Below are 16807 nucleotides of genomic sequence, written 5' to 3'. Positions count from 1 at the left end.
CCTATTCCTGTCTCAACGCGGCGACGATCGGGTCGCTGCCAAGCCGTGTAAGGCACTCCCCGACCGATTCGCCAGCGGCTTTCGCGCCGGCGACCCTGTCGGCGAGCCGCCGCAACGTCCGTTCCAATGTCATCTCGTCAACCACGGCCACCGGTGCGGCCGATGCCTTGTCGCCGGCTACCAGGCCGAAACCCGTCGGCAGGCCGACCACCGCGATGGCACTGGCGCCAGGATGGGCGCATCCCTTGGGACAGCCAGACAGATGCAGGACGATGGATCCATCCAGCAAATCCGGCAGCCAATCGACGGCCCGGGCGGCGAGTTCTTTCGTGCGATAGCTCGCCGAGGCGCAGCCGCCGGCGCCGGCGCAGGTGGCGATGTGGCTGGCGGGCGTATCGGCGTCGATCCAGAAACCGAAATCCGCGGCCCGCATCTGCAGCTTTTCCATCGTGCCGGCGGAGGTCCCCAGCAGCAGAAGCGCATGGTCGGGCGCAGTCCTGATCTCGTGCACACCCTGCGTCTCGGCAATGTCCAGGAAGGTAATCAACTCGGCGGCATGGATCTGGCCGAAGGCCAGCCGCAGACCAAGCACCATCGCGTCGGGAGCCAATCGGTGGAGGCCGACACAGGGGGTGGTCTGTTCCGCCGAGCTGACGGCGGCATGTTCGGCCAAGACGGGGCGGCTCGCGGCGAGATCGCGGCCTCGGGCGCGGGCGCCGAGCCCATCCAGGGTTTTCAAGAGATCGAGCACAATGGCAGGGGTCTGCTCATCACTCGCCACCGATATGGGGACGGCAGTCCAACGCGTACCGCCCACGGAGATGCGCCACTGCGGCTTGCCATCGGCCATTGGCGTCGCCATCAGGCGGATGTCGGCCGTCACCTTGTCGAGCGACAGCAAGCCGCCTGTTTCAATGACGATCGTCAGCTTCGGCGCAAGCCGTAGCGGCACGGGCAGCTGCGCCAGGGCCTCGCGCAGGCGCGCCGCCATTGCGCGGGCATCGGCGATTTCGGCCGGGTCCAGCCCTGACAGCGGCGGCGTTTCGATGGTGAGGCCGATTTCAGGGGTGATGCCGGCGCGGGCGATATCGGCTTCGAGGCCGGGCATGGTCTCCCGCGACAGTCCACGCAATTGCAGGTTTCCCCGCGCGGTAATCTCGAGCAGACCGTTGCCATGGCGGGCGGCGGCCTGCGCAAGCTGGCGAAATTGAGAGGGTGTCAGGCCTGATGTCGAAGGTCTCAGCCGGACAAGCAGGCCGTCGCCGGTCTGCATCGGGCTCGCCAGCGAAGGGCAGGCACCGCGAACGAGGCGCGATGGCAATGACACGTCATGGCCGAAACCGACGCGCGGCACAGCGAGACCCGGTTCGGCCATCGTTTGCCCATCTATCGCCATATCCACACCCTTTCCTGAAGTCTCCTTACATCATCCCGTCTGTGAGGCAAACAATTTGGCGGGTGCGGCAGTCCGTCGCTCAGTCGTCGAAATCCTGACCCTTGCGCAACAGGTAGATGTCCATGATCCAGCCGTGGCGGGCGCGGGCTGCGGCGCGCGTCGCGGCAATCGTGGGCGCCACGTCTGCAAGGCGCCCCGAAAGCAGGATTTCGTCGTCAGTCCCGAGATAGGCGCCCCAATAGATGAACGCATCCGGGTCTTCAATTTTCGCGAAGGCCTGCTCGCCGTCGAGCATGACGACCGCCGTCCCGACCAGCGCCGGGAAAGACGCCGCCAGCCGCCGGCCGGTGGTGATTTCGACCGGCTTGCCGACGAGATTGAGCGGAATGCGATGGCTGGCCGTCAGCGCCTGGATACTGGTAATGCCCGGGATGACGCTATAGTCGACGGCCACATTGCCGCGCGCCAAGACCCGCTGGAGAATGCGGATGGTGCTGTCATAGAGCCCTGGATCACCCCAGACGAGCAGCGCAGCGCTGCCGTCCTCGGCCATGTTGTCCGTCAGCATCTGTTCGTAGACAGCGGCAATGTCGGCATGCCAGGCATCGACGCCCTGGGTGTAGGATCGGTCTGCCGTCTGGCGCACCGGCACGTCATAAGCGATAAGCGGAGTGTCCTGGCGGGTCAGATAACGGGCACAGATCTCGCGCCGAACGTCGGCAAGGCCCGTCTTTGCCTCGCCCTTGTCGGGAATAAAGACCACATCGACCGCATTCAGGGCGTTGATACCCTGCACGGTCATGTGCTCCGGATTGCCGGTTCCGATGCCGATCAGATACAGATGTCGCACGCCCCGCTCCCGCCGCCTTGCCTTCTTGTTCCGGGCCTGTTTATGGCGGCTGGCCTGGCGTCGCAACGGTTCCGATTGCGAAATCGATTGTCGCTGGTCAGGGTCTGTTTCGGCGGATATTTGATAGACTGGGCGACGCAGGCGCAAGAACGCCTCCCAGCGCTGCATTTCTTGTTCATTTTCATACCGTTAAGCCACACATCGAGGGAATCAATGCAGCCGCGTACCTATGGACTTCTGCTGGTGACCGTTGCCACGGTGATGTGGAGCAGCGCCGGGCTGTTCGTACGCATGCTCGATCTCGATGTCTGGACGACGCTCGGTTGGCGGTCCGTCTTCGGCGGCCTGACGCTCGTCATCATCTCGCTGTTCGGACGGCGCGCCAAGGCGCCGACGGCAGCCATCCCCTATGGGATGTATGCGCTGCTCGGGCTTTTCTCCGCCCTTTCGATGTTCGGCTATATCGCCTCGCTGAAGCTGACGACGGTTGCCAACGTCCTTTCCATCTATGCGACAGTGCCCTTCATCGCCGCCGGCCTGGCCTATCTGCTGATGGGCGAACGGGTGGAGCGACGGGTGCTGATTGCCAGCGCCGTCGCCTTTGTCGGCGTGCTGATCGTCGCCGGCTTCTCGGCGCGGCTGACGGACCTGGCCGGCAATAGCCTGGCATTTCTCATGACCGTGACCTTCAGCATCTTGCTGGTGATGGCGCGGAAACATCCGTCGCTGCGGATGGCGCCGGTCAATGCCATCGGCTCCGGGCTCTGCGTGCTGCTTTGCCTGCCGCTGATGTCGCATGCGCTGCCGAGCCTACCGGAACTGGGCATCCTGGTCGTCTTCGGCTCGACGACCTCGGGGCTCGCCTACCTGCTCTACCTGACCGGCGGCCGTTATATCCCCTCCAGCGAAGCCGGACTGATCGGGCTGATGGACGTGGTGCTCGGACCGCTCTGGGTGTGGCTGGTGTTTTCGGAATGGCCGGGTGGCTCGACCATCGCCGGCGCGGGCCTCATCCTCGTGGCGGTATTCTGGTATCTCTGGAGCGGCTTGCGAAACTCGGCGGCGCGCAAGGCGGCCTTGCTCGAGGCCGATCGAGCCGCCTGAACGGCGATGCCTCGATCAGCGCCGCGCCAGCCGTGTCGCGGCCAGCGCCGCGATCATGCAGGCGACCAGCAGCACGAGATTGAAGCTGATGACCCCGGACCAGCCATCGGCGAGCCAGAAATAGCCGCCCAGCGAGCCGGCTATGCTGGAGCCGAGATAATAGGACAATAGATAGAGCGACGAGGCATGGCCCTTGGTGTCGCGCGCCAGGCGCCCGACCAGGGCACTGGCGACCGAATGGGTGACAAAGAAGCCGATGGTGACGAGGACAATGCCGGCGATGATCAGTGGCAACGACGAGAACAGCGTCACCAACCCGCCGGTGGCGGCGATCATGATGCCGACGGGCATGACCCGGAAGTGGCCGAAGCGATCGCCGAGCAGGCCAGCCGCCCAGGAACCGGCGATGCCGAACAGATAGGCCGCGAAGATCAGCCCGAGCTCCGTCTGGTTAAGATTATAGGGTGCTGCCACCAGCCGGAAGCCGGCATAGTTATAGACCGTGACGAAGGAGCCCATGATCAGAAAGCCGATGGCAAACAGGCAGGGAAGCGCCGGATTGCGCAGATGGCCGAGCCAGGCCTTGGCATGGAAGGCTGCATTGAAGCCTTTGCGCGGCGTGAAATTGCGCGATGCCGGCAGCAGGAAGAGGAAGCCGATGGCCGCGGCAAGGCCCAGCACACCGACTGTGGCCAAGGCCGGACGCCAGGAGAAGTACTCGGCCATCATGCCGGTGACGACGCGGCCTGCCATGCCGCCGAAGGCATTGCCGGCGATATAGAGGCCCATCGAGGCGCCGAGCCCACGCGGGTCGATCTCCTCGGCCAGATAGGCCATGGCAACAGCCGGAACGCCTCCGAGCAGAAAGCCTTCGAGCCCGCGAATGATCAGGAGCGTCTGCCAGTTCGGAGCGAGTGCGCAGCCCAGGGTGCAAAGGGCTGCGCCAAGCAGCGAGGCGAACATCAGGCTGCGACGGCCGACGCTTTCGGAAATTGCCGCAGCAATGAAGATCGCAAAGGCGAGAAAGCCGGTCGACAGGGATAGCGACAAGGAACTAGCGGCCGGACTGACGCCGAAATCCCGGGCAAAAATCGGCATCAGCGGCTGCACGCAGTAGAGCAGCGAGAAGGTCGAGAAGCCGGAGAGGAACAGAGCGATACTGGCGCGCCTGTAGGCCGGCGTGCGACGCACGAGAAACTGCAGCGGCTCGGAAGCGGCAACGACAGTCAGCGTTGGGCGGGCAGCGGCGGGAGTGGCGAATTTCTTCGGAGCGGCAAGGGACATGGGCACCAACCTTTTCTGCACCCTGATCTAGTCAAACCCAGATCATGTGTCCAATATATGGACGGCATGTTTGCGATAGGTTTTGGAGATACCGATGGAGCTGCGTCACCTGCGCTATTTTCTGGCCCTGGCCGATGCGGGCAACTTTACCCGGGCAGCGGCCAAGCTCGGAATAGGGCAGCCGCCGCTTAGCCAGCAGATCCGCGACCTCGAGACCGAGATCGGCGTACAACTGTTCCATCGCGTCCCCCACGGGGCCGAACTCACGGCGGCCGGACAGGCTTTCCTGCCGGAAGCGCAGGCGGCTATCGATGCCGCCGAGCGGGCGAAGCTCTCGGCACAACGCGCCAACCGGGGCGAAACCGGGCGCCTGTCGCTCGGCTTTACCGCCTCGTCGGCCTTCAATGTCCATGTCAGCGGCACGATCCGCCGCTATCGCGGCCGCTGGCCGGAGGTGCGGCTGTCGCTGATCGAAATGAACAGCAAGGGGTTGATGGAGCGGCTGATGCGCGGCGAGATCGACGCCGCCTTCATCCGCCCGGGCCTGGAAAACCCGCGCGAGGTTCGCCTCAAGATGCTGGAGACCGAGCGGATGGTGATCGCGCTTCCGACCGGGCACCGACTGGCTGCCGCCGAACGACTGCCGCTTTCGGCGCTGGCCGGCGAGCATTTCATCCTGTTTCCGCGCGTCGCCGGGCTCAGCCTCTACGACGATATCGCTGCCGCCTGCCGCGAAGCCGGTTTTGAGCTCGTGGTCAGCCAGGAGGCGCCGCAGATCCCCTCGGTGGTCAACCTGGTGGCCGCCGATCTCGGCGTCTCCATCGTTCCCGCCTCCATCGCCCAGATCAAGCTCGACGGCGTGGTCTACCGCGAGATCGACGGCCCGCCGCTGGTGGCGCGGCTCGGACTGGCCATGCTGAAGAGCCAGCGCTCGCCGGTGACGGACAATCTGATGAGCTTGCTGGCTCAGTCCGAGGGTGGCTAGGTCGACATTGCTGTCTCCGCTAGCTTCTCAATCGCCCTCCTTGATGGTGAAGATTGCGCCTACGGCGAGCTCTAGCCACACTATCGCCATGCAATCTTGACGCCACCTCGCTAAAAAGTTGAAGATGTTGTGTAAGCGGGCAACTTGCAAACCCGTGAAGAGACCATCGGCAGCAGCTCATATGACGCTTAACCGAGTTCACGATGGTGAAAAGGGTGCTTGTCGGAAGCAATCAGCCTTGAGGCATAAAAGGCGGTATCGGGTCGTGCGGATTTTGCTCGGGATCTCAATTATCATTCTGTTGGTTGCATTTCTGCTCGAAAGCGAGGGCGGTGATTCGGATAAGGCGTCTATCGAAGGCATCAAGCGCTCCCTCGGGCAGGATCAATCGATTGGCAATTGTCGCGGGTTCGACTTCTCTGGAAAAGTAAGCGATGGCTTTTTCGTTCAGCATGGCGGCCAAAAGGTCCGGGTCAGGATTCCCGTCGATTATCTGCTTTTCCCTGAGGCAGGCTCAACGTTCACGCGAGAGGGGGATGGAAAGGCGAATTTCAATTTCCACCGCGAGACGCTGAAGCCATACCCGCGACACGAGATGTTTGGAAAGATTATCGCAGGAAAGGAAGAGTGGGTCAGTTTCCTTGTCACAAACCTGATCGAAATTGACGCGATTGCCAAATTCTCGGCGAACCTTTTTTCGGGGACAGAAATGACATCTGAGACGCCTTCTTTCCCTGAAAGACTTGTCTCCGAGGATCTCTTCGAGGTTCAATTTCAGCCTACGTGGCAAGCCAAAAATCTCTTCTTCGGCAAAACGGGGACGCTTATTACCGATGTCATCTCCTGCGATGTTCCCGCATTGGGAAATTTCCCGCATTGCCAGCAGATCACCCGGCTCGGTAAGTTTGACGTAAAAATTGGCTACCCCCGCGACCAGATAACCCACTGGAAATTGTTGAAGGAGAAAACCAATGACCTTCTAGAGTGCATGGCGGAATAGATCATACTCGGGCGACCAGCTCAGAAGCTAGGAGGGCTCCCAGTAAGGCGGACTGCCGAACGTCGTCTTCAGGTGATCGGCGATGGCGCGCAGTTTTGCGGCAGGGCGGCGGCCTTCGGGATGGGCCATGTAGATGAACTCCTCGATCGCCTGGCAGCCGACGTCGATCGCGACCAGTGCCCCCTCCTTGAGGGAGGCTCCGACGATGAAGGTCGGTAGCAGCGCTATTCCCAAGCCGGCAATGGCTGCGTCACGCATCATGTCGCCATTGTTGACCCTCAGGCCGAGTTGGGCGCGCAATTGCACCACCCCGTCCGGCGTCTGGAAGCGCCAGTCGGCAAGGCCGCGGTTGGTGTAGAAGATGCCGCGATGCCCCTCCAGCTCGGCCAGCGACGTCGGGCGGCCGCTACGCTCCAGATAGTCCCTTGAGGCGACCAGCAGCCTGCGGCTCGGGGAAAGCGTCCAGGCGATCAGCCGGCTGTCGACGATCGGGCCATGGCGGAGGATGGCGTCGTAGCCGTCGGAGACGGCATCGACACGGCGGTCATCGAGATCGAGCGAAAGCTCGATCTTCGGATGGGCTGCCAGGAAGGGGTATAGCGCCGGGCCAAGATGCATGCGCCCGAAGGTCACAGGCGCTGCGATCCGCAACGGCCCGGCCAGGGTACCACGCCGCTCGGCCATATCGCCGGCGGCCTCGGCAATCTCCTGCATGATCCGGGTTGCCCTTGGCAGAAACGCCAGTCCGTCTTCGGTCAGCGTCAGCTTGCGCGTCGTGCGATGAAGCAGCGTCGCCCCGAGCGTGCGTTCGATCTCGGCCAGCCGCTCGCTGACCACGGATTTCGACAGGTTCAGGCGCTGCGCCGCATGGCTGACGGAGCCGGCCTCCACCACGGCGAGAAACGCGGCAATCCCGTCGATCTTCATCATCGTTTGGCAATTCCGAATTGCAGTTCCACAAAGCGCAGACTAATCGCAACGGGCAACAGATGTCATTTTCTTCTTATTGAACGCCGGGCTTGAGCCAGGTCGAAAATCGAGAAGGAGATTATCATGTCACGTTTGCTGAACAAGACGGCCCTGATTACCGGCGGAACCAGCGGTATCGGCTTGGAGACCGCCCGCCAATTCATCGCGGAAGGCGCCCGCGTTGCCGTCACGGGCTCCAGTGTCGCAGGCATCGATGCCGCTCGCGCCGCGCTCGGTGACAGCGCGCTGGTGATCAAGGCCGATGCAGCCGATGTCGAAGGACAGAAGGATGTCGCCGACGCGGTGAGAAACGCCTTCGGCCATCTCGACATCCTGTTCATCAATGCCGGCATCGCCGAATTCGGGCCGCTCGAGCAATGGACGGAGGAGAGATTCGACCGGTCCTTTGCCGTCAACGTCAAAGGACCGTTCTTCCTGATGCAGGCGCTGCTGCCGCTGATGTCGAACCCGGCTTCCGTCGTCCTCAACACGTCGATCAACGCCCACATCGGGATGCCGAATTCCAGCGTCTATTCGCTGACCAAGGGTGCCCTGCTGACATTCGCCAAGACGCTGTCCGGCGAACTGATCAGCCGCGGCATCCGGGTCAATGCCGTCAGCCCCGGCCCGATCACCACGCCGCTTCACGACAAGCTGAGCCCTACGCCTGCCGACGCGAAAGTGATGACCTCACAGATCCAGGCGCAAATCCCGGTCGGCCGGTTCGGCACTGCCGGAGAGGTGGCTAAAACCGTCGTTTTTCTTGCATCGGACGAGGCCGCCTACATCGTTGGCAGCGAGCTGATCATCGACGGTGGCATGAGTAATCTTTAATCAGGCACTGTTCGTTGCGGGGCCGCGCCATCGGCGTGGCCTTTTTCGAGATCCGTCGTCGCCAAAAGCATCGCCAAATTTCACATGTTTTTTTCCACGGTTCTTGCCGCAAACCGCTCTTGCCTGCATAAGGGGGCATGGGACTTGATTCAAAAATATTCGACAGCATTCGTACGAAACGAAAGAAGCCAGCTTCGCAGGCAGACGATTCCGGGCCGAAATGCCACTGGGACGGCTGCGACAAGAAGGGCACCAACCGCGCGCCCGTCGGACGCGAGGCGGAAGGTGAATTCTTTCTGTTCTGCCTCGAGCACGTCAAGGAATACAACAAGGGCTACAACTTCATGTCCGGCCTGTCGGACGCGGAGATCGCCAGGTATCAGCGCGAAGCTGCAACCGGTGGGCGCCCGACCTGGAGCATGGGTGTCAACAAGGGCGCGCAGGACGCACCTGCGCAGTCCGAAGTGAAATCCGGTGCCGCCCAGGCCTACAAGTTCAGGCGGCCGCCTCCCCGTCGCAGCCCCGCCGCAGACCGCTTCGAACCACAGGTGCGCGGCCGCAAGCTGAAGACCCTTGAAGCCAAGGCTTTCGAAACGCTGGGCCTGGCGCAGACGGCGACGGCGGCAGAGATCAAGGCCAAGTACAAGGATCAGTTGAAGCTTCATCACCCGGATGCCAACGAAGGCGACCGTGGCTCGGAGGCCTATCTGCAGGCTGCGATCGAAGCCTACAAGATCCTCAAGATGAACGGCTTCTGCTGAGATTGTCGCAGGGCCGCAGCACCGAGATCTTCCGCCCAGACCGGTCGGCGATTGCATGTTGCCGGCCGAAGCCCTAGGTTTCCGGACAATCAAGGCGGCAGGTTCAGACTATGGTTCTCTCGGGAAAACGCATTCTTCTGATAATTTCCGGCGGAATCGCCGCCTATAAGAGCCTAGACCTCATCCGGCGGCTGCGCGAGCGCGGTGCCGCCGTGCGTCCGGTGATGACGGCAGGCGCACAGCAGTTCATCACGCCTCTGGCCGTTGGCGCACTTGCCGCCGATCATGTCTATACCGAGCTGTTTTCGCGGCAGGACGAACAGGATGTCGGGCATATTCGTCTGGCGCGCGATTGCGACCTCGTGCTGGTGGCACCTGCCACCGCCGACCTGATGGCCAAGATGGCCCACGGCCTTGCCGACGATCTTGCCTCGACCATCCTTCTGGCGACCGACAGGCCGGTGCTCGTTGCCCCGGCAATGAACCCGAAGATGTGGGCGCACGCCGCAACGATGCGCAATTTCGAGACCCTGAAAAGCGACGGCATTCGCTTCGTCGGTCCGATGGCGGGCGAAATGGCCGAGAGCCGCGAAGCCGGCACCGGCCGCATGGCGGAGCCGCTTGAAATTGTCGCCGCCGCCGAGGCCCTGCTCGGCCACAAGCCAAGACCGCTCTCGGGACGCAAGGCGATCGTTACCTCCGGACCGACCCACGAACCCATCGACCCTGTCCGCTACATCGCCAACCGGTCTTCCGGCCGGCAGGGCCATGCCATTGCCGCGGCGCTCGCCGACCTCGGGGCCGAGGTTATTCTGGTCTCCGGTCCGGTTTCGATCCCCGATCCGGCTGATGTCACGACGGTGCATGTCGAGCGGGCGGAGGAGATGCTGGCAGCGGTTCTGGGCGCGCTGCCGGCCGATATCGCCGTCATGGTGGCCGCCGTCGCCGACTGGCGCGTCGCAGCGATGGCCGAGCAGAAGATGAAGAAGCAGCCGGGCGAGCCGCTGCCCGCCCTGACGTTAACGGAAAATCCCGACATCCTGAAAACGCTCGACCATCACGCATTGCGGCCGAAGATGGTCGTCGGCTTTGCCGCCGAGACTCAGGATGTGGAAGCCAATGGCCGCGCCAAGCTTGCGCGCAAGGGCGCCGACCTGATCGTCGCCAATGACGTCTCGCCGGCAACCGGCATCATGGGGGGCGACCGCAACAGCGTCACGCTGATCAGTGCGGCCGGGGCGCAAGCCTGGCCCGAGATGAGCAAGGACGACGTCGCCATCAAGCTGGCAGCGCTGATCGCCGAGCGCTTCAGGCCGGAATAGCCAGCGCGGCGACCTTTGCCACGCCCCGCTTTTCGGGCTGAAACACGGCAACATCGACACCGCCCGCCGTGACCGTCACGGCGCTGCCGTTTGGAATTTCAGCCCAGCTGTCGATATCGTCATTCAAGGGCTCGGACACCAGGCAGTAGCCCTGACCGCCGCCGAGCGGCGCTGCATAGAGTGTCGGCGCCTTGCCATCGGTGGCATAGCGGATGGCATAGAGCGACTTGCCGTCGGAAAAGGCCGCCGTGAACCGCAGCAGCGGCGCGCCGGTGATATGCTCGGCCAGGCCTTCGACGAAGCTCATGGTTTCGGCCATGGCCGCCAGCGGCGTCTGGCAAAGACCGAACTGCAACGCCAGCAGGAACAGCAACTCGGAATCGGTGGTGCCGGAGCGGACGTTGAACAACTCGTCGTCGAGCATTCCCTCCATTGGCCGGCGCAGCCGTTCGAAATCGGCGATCTGGCCGTTGTGCATGAAAGACCAGTTTCCCCAGACAAAGGGATGGCAATTGTCACGCCGAGTTCCGCCACCGGTCGATGCCCGGACATGGGCGAGGAATAGCGGCGAGCGGATCTGCCGCGCCATGCTCTTCAGATTGCAATCGGACCAGGCAGGCAGGATATCACGGTAGCGACCGGGCTCCGGCCGATCGCCATACCAGGCAATGCCGAAGCCATCGCCATTGGTGGCCGTCTTGGCACGGGTGGCGCAGTGGGATTGTTCGATCAGCGAATGGGCGGGCGAGGAGACAAGCTCCTCCAGGAAGAGAGGGTCTCCGCGATAAGCTGCCCAGCGACACATACTTTTTGCTCCGATTCTCGCCCGGATTCAGTCCAGCGGAAGAATGTCGAAATCATGACTATTGTTGAACGGAAGGGATAACAAAAGGTTAACTCCGCCGTCTGTCAACACGGAGCATGACAGATTCTTGACGGATGTCCGATCACATTTCGCAGCGCAGCATTTCAGCGGGTGAATGAGCATCCGGTCAAGCCGCCACCCCCGGAGTTCAGCAGCCGCCCTATCTCGCCCGCGTCGCTTTGTCCTGGCGGTGCGTATTCCAGAAAGACGCTTGACGGCCAGGTGATATGCACCTAGTGACAAAGTCATCAGATGACTTTACGAGTGGCATCATGCATCCTCTTCCTCGCAGCAATCTGGCGGAAACCGCCGCCGAGACCATCCGCGCCGAGATCCTTGGCAAGCGCTGGACCGTCGGAGACAAGCTTCCGAACGAGGCGGCCCTCTCGACCATGCTGTCGGTCAGCCGCGGAACGATCCGCGAGGCGGTGCGGGTGCTGGTGTCGCAGGGCTATCTGGAGACGCGGCAGGGATCGGGCACCTATCTGCGCTCGGATGTCGACCGCAGCAGCAGCCTCGATCTGGCGCGGCGCTCGAGCTTGCGCGACCGGTTCGAGGCACGCTGCGCACTCGATGTCGAGGGAGCACGGCTGGCGGCACTGCGCCATACGCCCGCAATCATTGCCAACCTTCGCGAGCTGCTGGCCGCGCGCGGCACCCATCAGGGACGGCAGGACGCGGCCTTCATCGCCCGCGACCTTGCCTTTCATCGGGCGGTGATTGCCGCCTCGGGAAACAGCGCGATGATCGATATCTATGCCTTCTTCACTGCCTCCATTCAGGAGACAATCGAGGCGACGATCGGTGAGGAAGTCCCGGAGCCGGACGACCAGGCCCATGCAGACATCGTCGATGCCATCGAAACCGGCGATCCCGATGCCGCCGATGCGGCCGTGCGCCGCTTCATGGCCCCCGTCCTTGCCTCCCTCGATCGGAGCCTCTTCTCGTGACCATCCATGCTTCGCCCTCCCCGCTGTCGGCCGCTCCGGCAACAGCGCCGCTCCCTGCCGCCGCTTCGATGCCGCTGATCGATGTCGATATCGACGAGGTTCAGCCGTCGCCCCCGAATGTTCCGCGCGTGTGCGTCTCGCGGTTTCTGCTCGGTGTCAGTCTCGTGCTCATTGCGTTTAATCTGCGCGATCTCTTCTCGAGCGCTTCGGCGCTGCTGCCAGAAATTCGAGACACGTTCGGGTTATCGACCACGGGCGCCAGCCTGTTGACGACGCTTCCCGTGGTCTGTCTCGGACTGTTCTCTCCGCTGGCGCCGCGTCTCGCCCAGCGTCTCGGAACGGAGCGGACGCTGCTTGCCGTGCTGCTCCTGCTCGCTTTGGGGATAGGCCTGCGCGGTGTCGGCTGGATGCCGCTGCTCTTCATCGGCACGGCGCTGGCCGGTGCCTGCATCGCAGTCGGCAACGTGCTGCTGCCGGGGCTGGTGAAGCGGGATTTTCCGGACAGGATGGCCTTGATGACCGGTCTATATACCATGGCGCTTTGTGCCAGCGCGGCTTGTGGCGCCGGCCTTAGCCTGCCGGCAGAGCGTTTGTTTGGCGGGTCAACGGCGGCGGCGCTTGCGGTCTGGGCACTGCCGGCACTCGCAACCGGTCTCTTATGGCTGCCGCAGTCTCTTTCCGCGAAAGCCCATGCGCGCAAGGCAAGGGTTGTGGTCGCGGGGTTGTGGCGCGACCCACTGGCCTGGCAGGTAACGTTGTTCATGGGGTTGCAATCGGCGCTCGCCTACAGCGTTTTCGGCTGGCTGGCGCCCATCCTGCGCGAGCGAGGGCTCGACGGGATAACCGCCGGCGGCATCGTCTCCGCTTCGGTCATGGTCCAGGCCGCCTCCTGCCTGTTCGTGCCGCATCTGGCGGTGCGCGGAAAGGACCAGCGGATCATCAATGTGGCGCTCTGCCTGATCGCCATCGGCGGCCTGCTGGGCCTGTTATTCGCGCCTCTTTCGACCATCTGGCTCTGGGCGGTGCTGCAGGGCGTCGGCCAAGGCGGACTGATTGCCGTCGCAATGACCGTCATTGTGCTGCGGTCGCCGGATTCCCATGTCGCCGCGCATCTATCCGGCATGGCGCAATGCGTTGGTTATCTTCTGGCTGCCATCGGACCACTCGTCGTTGGCCTCATCCGCAGCTGGACGGGAAGCTTCGGGCCCTGTGCAATCCTTTTCGTGGTGATCGGCCTTGCCGCCGCTGCCAATGGCTGGGGCGCCGGCAGGGCGCAGCATGTCCGCACGCGCAGCACCCTATCGACGAACTGACACTCTCAAGTGTCAATCACCGCGCCCCGAACAAGAAGCTTGGCCGGAGACCATCATCGATCCAATATTGCTGCGCTGCAGCATTCAATAGCGTGGAGCAAACTTTTAAGTCTTGCCTTACATCGCGGGCGCCATAAGTAGGGAAGCATGCTTGAGCAAACACGACCCACAGCCGACGCGGCCGTTGCAGCGGTGATGGAAAGCACAGCCCTTTCGGCTTTGGCGGCCCATCCCTCCGAATGGGCGCTATTTCTCGACATCGACGGTACCCTGGTCGACCTGGCAGAGACGCCAAGCTCGATCACAGTGCCCTCCTCCCTCCCCTACGACCTCAATGCGCTATCGCAAAGGCTAGGTGGAGCGCTGGCCTTGGTGACCGGGCGCTCGATCTCCTTTGTTGATCCACTGTTCTATCCGTTCCGCTTTCCAATCGCCGGTCTGCATGGCGCCGAGCGGCGCGATGCTGCCGGCAACGTGCAATATGTGGCGCTGTCCCCTGCCTTCGAGGACATCAAGCGGCGCATGGCGGACGAGGCGCGGCAGTGGCCGGGTGTTCTGGTGGAGGACAAGGGTGCGGCCGTTGCCGCGCATTATCGATTGGCACCTGAGTGCCAGCCCCTCGTAGAGGCGATGATGGAGCGCTACTTCGTCGAAGCCGGGGCGGATTGGAGCTTGCAGCGCGGCAAGATGGTGGTGGAAATCCGTCCAGCCCGCGCCAGCAAGGGCGACGCCGTCACGGCTTTTCTCAATGAATCCCCGTTCAAGGGAAGACGCGCCTTTGCCGCCGGTGACGATTTCACCGACGAAGCCATGTTCCGCACCGTCAATCGCCTGGGCGGCCAGTCGCTGTTTATCGGGCCCGACACCGTCGAGACCCAGGCGCGCAGCCGTATCGCCTCTCCGGCCATTCTCCGAAAAATCATCGCGCAGCTTTCATCCTGACCGCGTCTGAACTCGACCGAACTGAATAAGGGAATTTCCCATGGGCCGTCTCATCATTGTTTCCAACCGCGTTCCCGTGCCTGAAAAGGGCGGAGCGGCGCCGGCCGGCGGTCTGGCGGTCGCACTCAAGGTGGCGCTCGAAGAGCAGGGTGGCATCTGGATGGGCTGGTCCGGCAACTCCAGCGGCGACGCCGAACCTGGGCCTCTCGTCATGAACGAGCAGGGAAAGATCACCTATGCGCTGACCGACCTTACCGATACCGACGTCGAGGAATATTACCACGGCTTTGCCAACCGGGTTCTCTGGCCGATCTGCCATTATCGGCTCGATCTTGCAGAATACGGCCGCAAGGAAATGGCCGGCTACTTCCGCGTCAACCGCTTCTTCGCCCACCGGCTCGCGCCGTTGATCCAGCCGGACGACGTGATCTGGGTCCATGATTACCACCTCATCCCCCTGGCTGCCGAGCTGCGCCAGATGGGCTTCAAGAACAAGATCGGCTTCTTCCTGCATATCCCATGGCCGCCGGCGGACGTGATTTTCACGATGCCGGTGCATGAGGAAATCATGCGGGGACTGTCGCATTACGATCTGGTCGGCTTCCAGACGGACCACGATCTGGAAAATTTCGCCGGTTGCCTGCGCCGCGAGGGTATCGGCGATGCGCTTGGCGACGGGCTGTTCAGCGCCCACGGGCGGACCTTCAAGGGCGGATACTATTCGATCGGCATCGAGACGGAGGCTTTTGCGCAGTTTGCCACGAGGGCGGCCACCAATTCCGTCGTCCGCAAGGCGCGCCAGAGCGTCGAGGGCCGCGACCTGATCATCGGCGTCGACCGGCTGGATTACTCCAAGGGCATCACCCAGCGTATCGACGCCTTCGAGCGTTTCATCACGGCCGATCCCGCCCAGCAGGGCAAGGTCACCTACCTGCAGATCACCCCGAAATCCCGATCGGAAGTGCCTGAGTACGAGCAGATGCAACGCACCGTCGCCGAGCAGGCCGGCCGCGTCAACGGCGCGATCAGCACGGTCGACTGGGTACCAATCCGCTACATCAACCGCTCCATTCCCCGCAACGTGCTGGCCGGGCTCTACCGCCTGGCGAAGATCGGTCTCGTCACGCCGTTGCGCGACGGCATGAACCTCGTCGCCAAGGAATATGTCGCGGCACAGGATCCGGAGGATCCCGGCGTGCTGGTGCTGTCTCGTTTTGCCGGTGCGGCCCGCGAACTCTACGGCGCCATCATCGTCAATCCCTATGACGTCGAGGCGACGGCGAATGCGATCGCACGTGGGCTGCAGATGCCGCTCGAGGAGCGTCGCCAGCGCTGGCAGGGGATGATGACACATCTGAGCGAGCACGATGTGGTGCGCTGGTGCGACGATTTCCTGAAGGACCTGACAGCGGAAGACATCGCTGACTAGGTGCCTTTCGATCCGGCTTGGACATAGCAAGCCACGATCACCGGATGGTCGCGTGGACAAACTCGCCGGTGATCGTCAGCGAGACAGGTGCATTCGGCGTGGACGAGCGGGCCGTGTCGACGAAGGATGCCTTGGCGGTGACGGTGTAGGAAAGTGCCGGCGCCGCCGCAAAGTCCAGATCTGCTTCCAGCATCCGGGCACTGATTGTGGCGGCCTCCGGCTTGCCGCTCTTATCAAGGCCCATCCTCAGCCGTAACGCATCGCTATTCACCGATATCGTGCCGGCATGGCCGACCATGGAGATATCGGCGGCCTTCGCATCTATCGTCACGGCCGAAAACTCTCCGCCAAGGCGGGCGCTCAGCGCCTGTTGATGGATGGCGACGGCCGTGTCCCTCGGGACATTGAGACGGATGTCGTAGCGGCAATCAGACATCCCGAACCACGAGGACATGCCGACATCGATGCGCAGCAGCGAGCCATCGATCCGCATCCGGCTGGAATCGCTGCAATCATCGTAGGACCAGACGGAGTTCCACCGGGCAAACCAGCCTGAGCGATGGCGCGCGAGGCTTGCCCGATAGGGTTGTTCCGGCGCGGTGGTGATATCGACGGAACTGGCTTCGCCGTTGATGGCGACGGCGGTGATGGCGGAAATGTCGAGCGGCGCGTCGGCCCGCGTCGCGGTATCGCCGAGCGTGATCCAGACGCCGAAGAGGATGACTGCGGCCAAGAGAATTCGTTTCATGATGTGCTCCCGATGCCCCCTGTGGGCCCGGCACAAATTCGCGAATTTCGCTGTT

Annotated in this window: 16 protein-coding genes; 10 read left to right on the top strand and 6 right to left on the bottom strand. The window is 62.9% G+C overall.

Annotated features, from left to right (window positions below; genetic code table 11):
- Position 1 precedes the first annotated feature (1 nt).
- Together cobG and cobF are read right to left on the bottom strand one after the other, a co-directional pair.
- On the bottom strand, positions 2-1396 hold the full coding sequence (gene cobG, locus VH564_RS13290; RefSeq protein ID WP_423340533.1) for a precorrin-3B synthase: 1395 nt from the start codon (positions 1394-1396) through the stop codon (positions 2-4).
- 79 nt (positions 1397-1475) lie between these two features.
- Entirely contained in the window at positions 1476-2246 is a 771-nt protein-coding gene (gene cobF / locus VH564_RS13285; protein WP_423340308.1) for a precorrin-6A synthase (deacetylating), read from the bottom strand.
- A gap of 213 nt (positions 2247-2459) precedes the next feature.
- On the opposite strand from cobF, the gene VH564_RS13280 reads away from it, so the two are divergent.
- On the top strand, positions 2460-3350 hold the full coding sequence (locus tag VH564_RS13280; RefSeq protein ID WP_423340307.1) for a DMT family transporter: 891 nt from the start codon (positions 2460-2462) through the stop codon (positions 3348-3350).
- A gap of 15 nt (positions 3351-3365) precedes the next feature.
- Here VH564_RS13280 and VH564_RS13275 read toward each other — a convergent pair whose 3' ends face one another.
- On the bottom strand, positions 3366-4634 hold the full coding sequence (locus VH564_RS13275; RefSeq protein WP_423340306.1) for an MFS transporter: 1269 nt from the start codon (positions 4632-4634) through the stop codon (positions 3366-3368).
- A gap of 94 nt (positions 4635-4728) precedes the next feature.
- On the opposite strand from VH564_RS13275, the gene VH564_RS13270 reads away from it, so the two are divergent.
- Together VH564_RS13270 and VH564_RS13265 are read left to right on the top strand one after the other, a co-directional pair.
- On the top strand, positions 4729-5619 hold the full coding sequence (locus tag VH564_RS13270) for a LysR family transcriptional regulator (protein WP_423340305.1): 891 nt from the start codon (positions 4729-4731) through the stop codon (positions 5617-5619).
- A 265-nt stretch (positions 5620-5884) separates the two neighbouring features.
- On the top strand, positions 5885-6619 hold the full coding sequence (locus tag VH564_RS13265; RefSeq protein WP_423340304.1) for a hypothetical protein: 735 nt from the start codon (positions 5885-5887) through the stop codon (positions 6617-6619).
- Positions 6620-6646: 27 nt separating this feature from the next.
- On the opposite strand, the gene VH564_RS13260 is transcribed toward VH564_RS13265, so the two are convergent.
- Complete coding sequence (locus VH564_RS13260; protein ID WP_423340303.1) at positions 6647-7549, bottom strand: LysR family transcriptional regulator; 903 nt, start codon at positions 7547-7549, stop codon at positions 6647-6649.
- 123 nt (positions 7550-7672) lie between these two features.
- Here VH564_RS13260 and VH564_RS13255 point away from each other — a divergent pair, with 123 nt between their 5' ends.
- From VH564_RS13255 to coaBC, 3 genes are all read left to right on the top strand, one after another.
- Positions 7673-8422: an SDR family oxidoreductase gene (locus VH564_RS13255; RefSeq protein ID WP_423340302.1), complete on the top strand. Its 750-nt coding sequence runs from the start codon at positions 7673-7675 to the stop codon at positions 8420-8422.
- Positions 8423-8559: 137 nt separating this feature from the next.
- Positions 8560-9183, top strand: coding sequence for a J domain-containing protein (locus VH564_RS13250; protein ID WP_423340301.1), 624 nt, complete (start codon positions 8560-8562; stop codon positions 9181-9183).
- Between the two features lie 110 nt (positions 9184-9293).
- On the top strand, positions 9294-10505 hold the full coding sequence (coaBC, locus tag VH564_RS13245; RefSeq protein ID WP_423340300.1) for a bifunctional phosphopantothenoylcysteine decarboxylase/phosphopantothenate--cysteine ligase CoaBC: 1212 nt from the start codon (positions 9294-9296) through the stop codon (positions 10503-10505).
- Here the strand turns inward: coaBC and VH564_RS13240 are convergent.
- The gene (locus tag VH564_RS13240) at positions 10492-11310 is read right to left on the bottom strand and encodes a class II glutamine amidotransferase (protein WP_423340299.1); all 819 of its coding nucleotides are present in this window, start codon (positions 11308-11310) and stop codon (positions 10492-10494) included. The genes coaBC and VH564_RS13240 overlap by 14 nt on opposite strands.
- Positions 11311-11642: 332 nt before the next feature.
- On the opposite strand from VH564_RS13240, the gene VH564_RS13235 reads away from it, so the two are divergent.
- The 4 genes from VH564_RS13235 to otsA all read left to right on the top strand — a co-directional run bounded on the left by VH564_RS13235 (position 11643) and on the right by otsA (position 16004).
- The gene (locus VH564_RS13235) at positions 11643-12320 is read left to right on the top strand and encodes a FadR/GntR family transcriptional regulator (RefSeq protein WP_423340298.1); all 678 of its coding nucleotides are present in this window, start codon (positions 11643-11645) and stop codon (positions 12318-12320) included.
- A gap of 68 nt (positions 12321-12388) precedes the next feature.
- Positions 12389-13633, top strand: a complete 1245-nt coding sequence (locus VH564_RS13230) for a CynX/NimT family MFS transporter (RefSeq protein WP_423340532.1) — start codon at positions 12389-12391, stop codon at positions 13631-13633.
- 147 nt (positions 13634-13780) lie between these two features.
- The gene (gene otsB, locus VH564_RS13225; protein ID WP_423340297.1) at positions 13781-14575 is read left to right on the top strand and encodes a trehalose-phosphatase; all 795 of its coding nucleotides are present in this window, start codon (positions 13781-13783) and stop codon (positions 14573-14575) included.
- 40 nt (positions 14576-14615) lie between these two features.
- Positions 14616-16004, top strand: a complete 1389-nt coding sequence (otsA, locus tag VH564_RS13220) for an alpha,alpha-trehalose-phosphate synthase (UDP-forming) (RefSeq protein WP_423340296.1) — start codon at positions 14616-14618, stop codon at positions 16002-16004.
- A 37-nt stretch (positions 16005-16041) separates the two neighbouring features.
- Here otsA and VH564_RS13215 read toward each other — a convergent pair whose 3' ends face one another.
- A complete protein-coding gene (locus VH564_RS13215) occupies positions 16042-16752 on the bottom strand; it encodes a hypothetical protein (protein ID WP_423340295.1) in 711 nt (236 codons plus the stop codon).
- Positions 16753-16807 lie beyond the last annotated feature (55 nt).

The organism is Rhizobium sp. HT1-10 (assembly GCF_049472505.1).
Taxonomy (GTDB): domain Bacteria; phylum Pseudomonadota; class Alphaproteobacteria; order Rhizobiales; family Rhizobiaceae; genus Rhizobium.
This window is presented reverse-complemented; position numbering and strand designations above follow the sequence as displayed.

Excerpts from the sequence above, each read along its gene's own strand:
- VH564_RS13270 (WP_423340305.1), top strand. The coding sequence starts at position 4,729 with ATGGAGCTGCGTCACCTGCGCTATTTTCTGGCCCTGGCCGATGCGGGC.
- VH564_RS13280 (WP_423340307.1), top strand. The coding sequence starts at position 2,460 with ATGCAGCCGCGTACCTATGGACTTCTGCTGGTGACCGTTGCCACGGTG.
- otsB (WP_423340297.1), top strand. The coding sequence starts at position 13,781 with ATGCTTGAGCAAACACGACCCACAGCCGACGCGGCCGTTGCAGCGGTG.
- VH564_RS13260 (WP_423340303.1), bottom strand. The coding sequence starts at position 7,549 with ATGATGAAGATCGACGGGATTGCCGCGTTTCTCGCCGTGGTGGAGGCC.
- VH564_RS13250 (WP_423340301.1), top strand. The coding sequence starts at position 8,560 with ATGGGACTTGATTCAAAAATATTCGACAGCATTCGTACGAAACGAAAG.
- cobG (WP_423340533.1), bottom strand. The coding sequence starts at position 1,396 with ATGGCGATAGATGGGCAAACGATGGCCGAACCGGGTCTCGCTGTGCCG.
- VH564_RS13255 (WP_423340302.1), top strand. The coding sequence starts at position 7,673 with ATGTCACGTTTGCTGAACAAGACGGCCCTGATTACCGGCGGAACCAGC.
- coaBC (WP_423340300.1), top strand. The coding sequence starts at position 9,294 with ATGGTTCTCTCGGGAAAACGCATTCTTCTGATAATTTCCGGCGGAATC.
- VH564_RS13235 (WP_423340298.1), top strand. The coding sequence starts at position 11,643 with ATGCATCCTCTTCCTCGCAGCAATCTGGCGGAAACCGCCGCCGAGACC.
- VH564_RS13230 (WP_423340532.1), top strand. The coding sequence starts at position 12,389 with ATGCCGCTGATCGATGTCGATATCGACGAGGTTCAGCCGTCGCCCCCG.
- VH564_RS13215 (WP_423340295.1), bottom strand. The coding sequence starts at position 16,752 with ATGAAACGAATTCTCTTGGCCGCAGTCATCCTCTTCGGCGTCTGGATC.
- otsA (WP_423340296.1), top strand. The coding sequence starts at position 14,616 with ATGGGCCGTCTCATCATTGTTTCCAACCGCGTTCCCGTGCCTGAAAAG.
- VH564_RS13240 (WP_423340299.1), bottom strand. The coding sequence starts at position 11,310 with ATGTGTCGCTGGGCAGCTTATCGCGGAGACCCTCTCTTCCTGGAGGAG.
- VH564_RS13275 (WP_423340306.1), bottom strand. The coding sequence starts at position 4,634 with ATGTCCCTTGCCGCTCCGAAGAAATTCGCCACTCCCGCCGCTGCCCGC.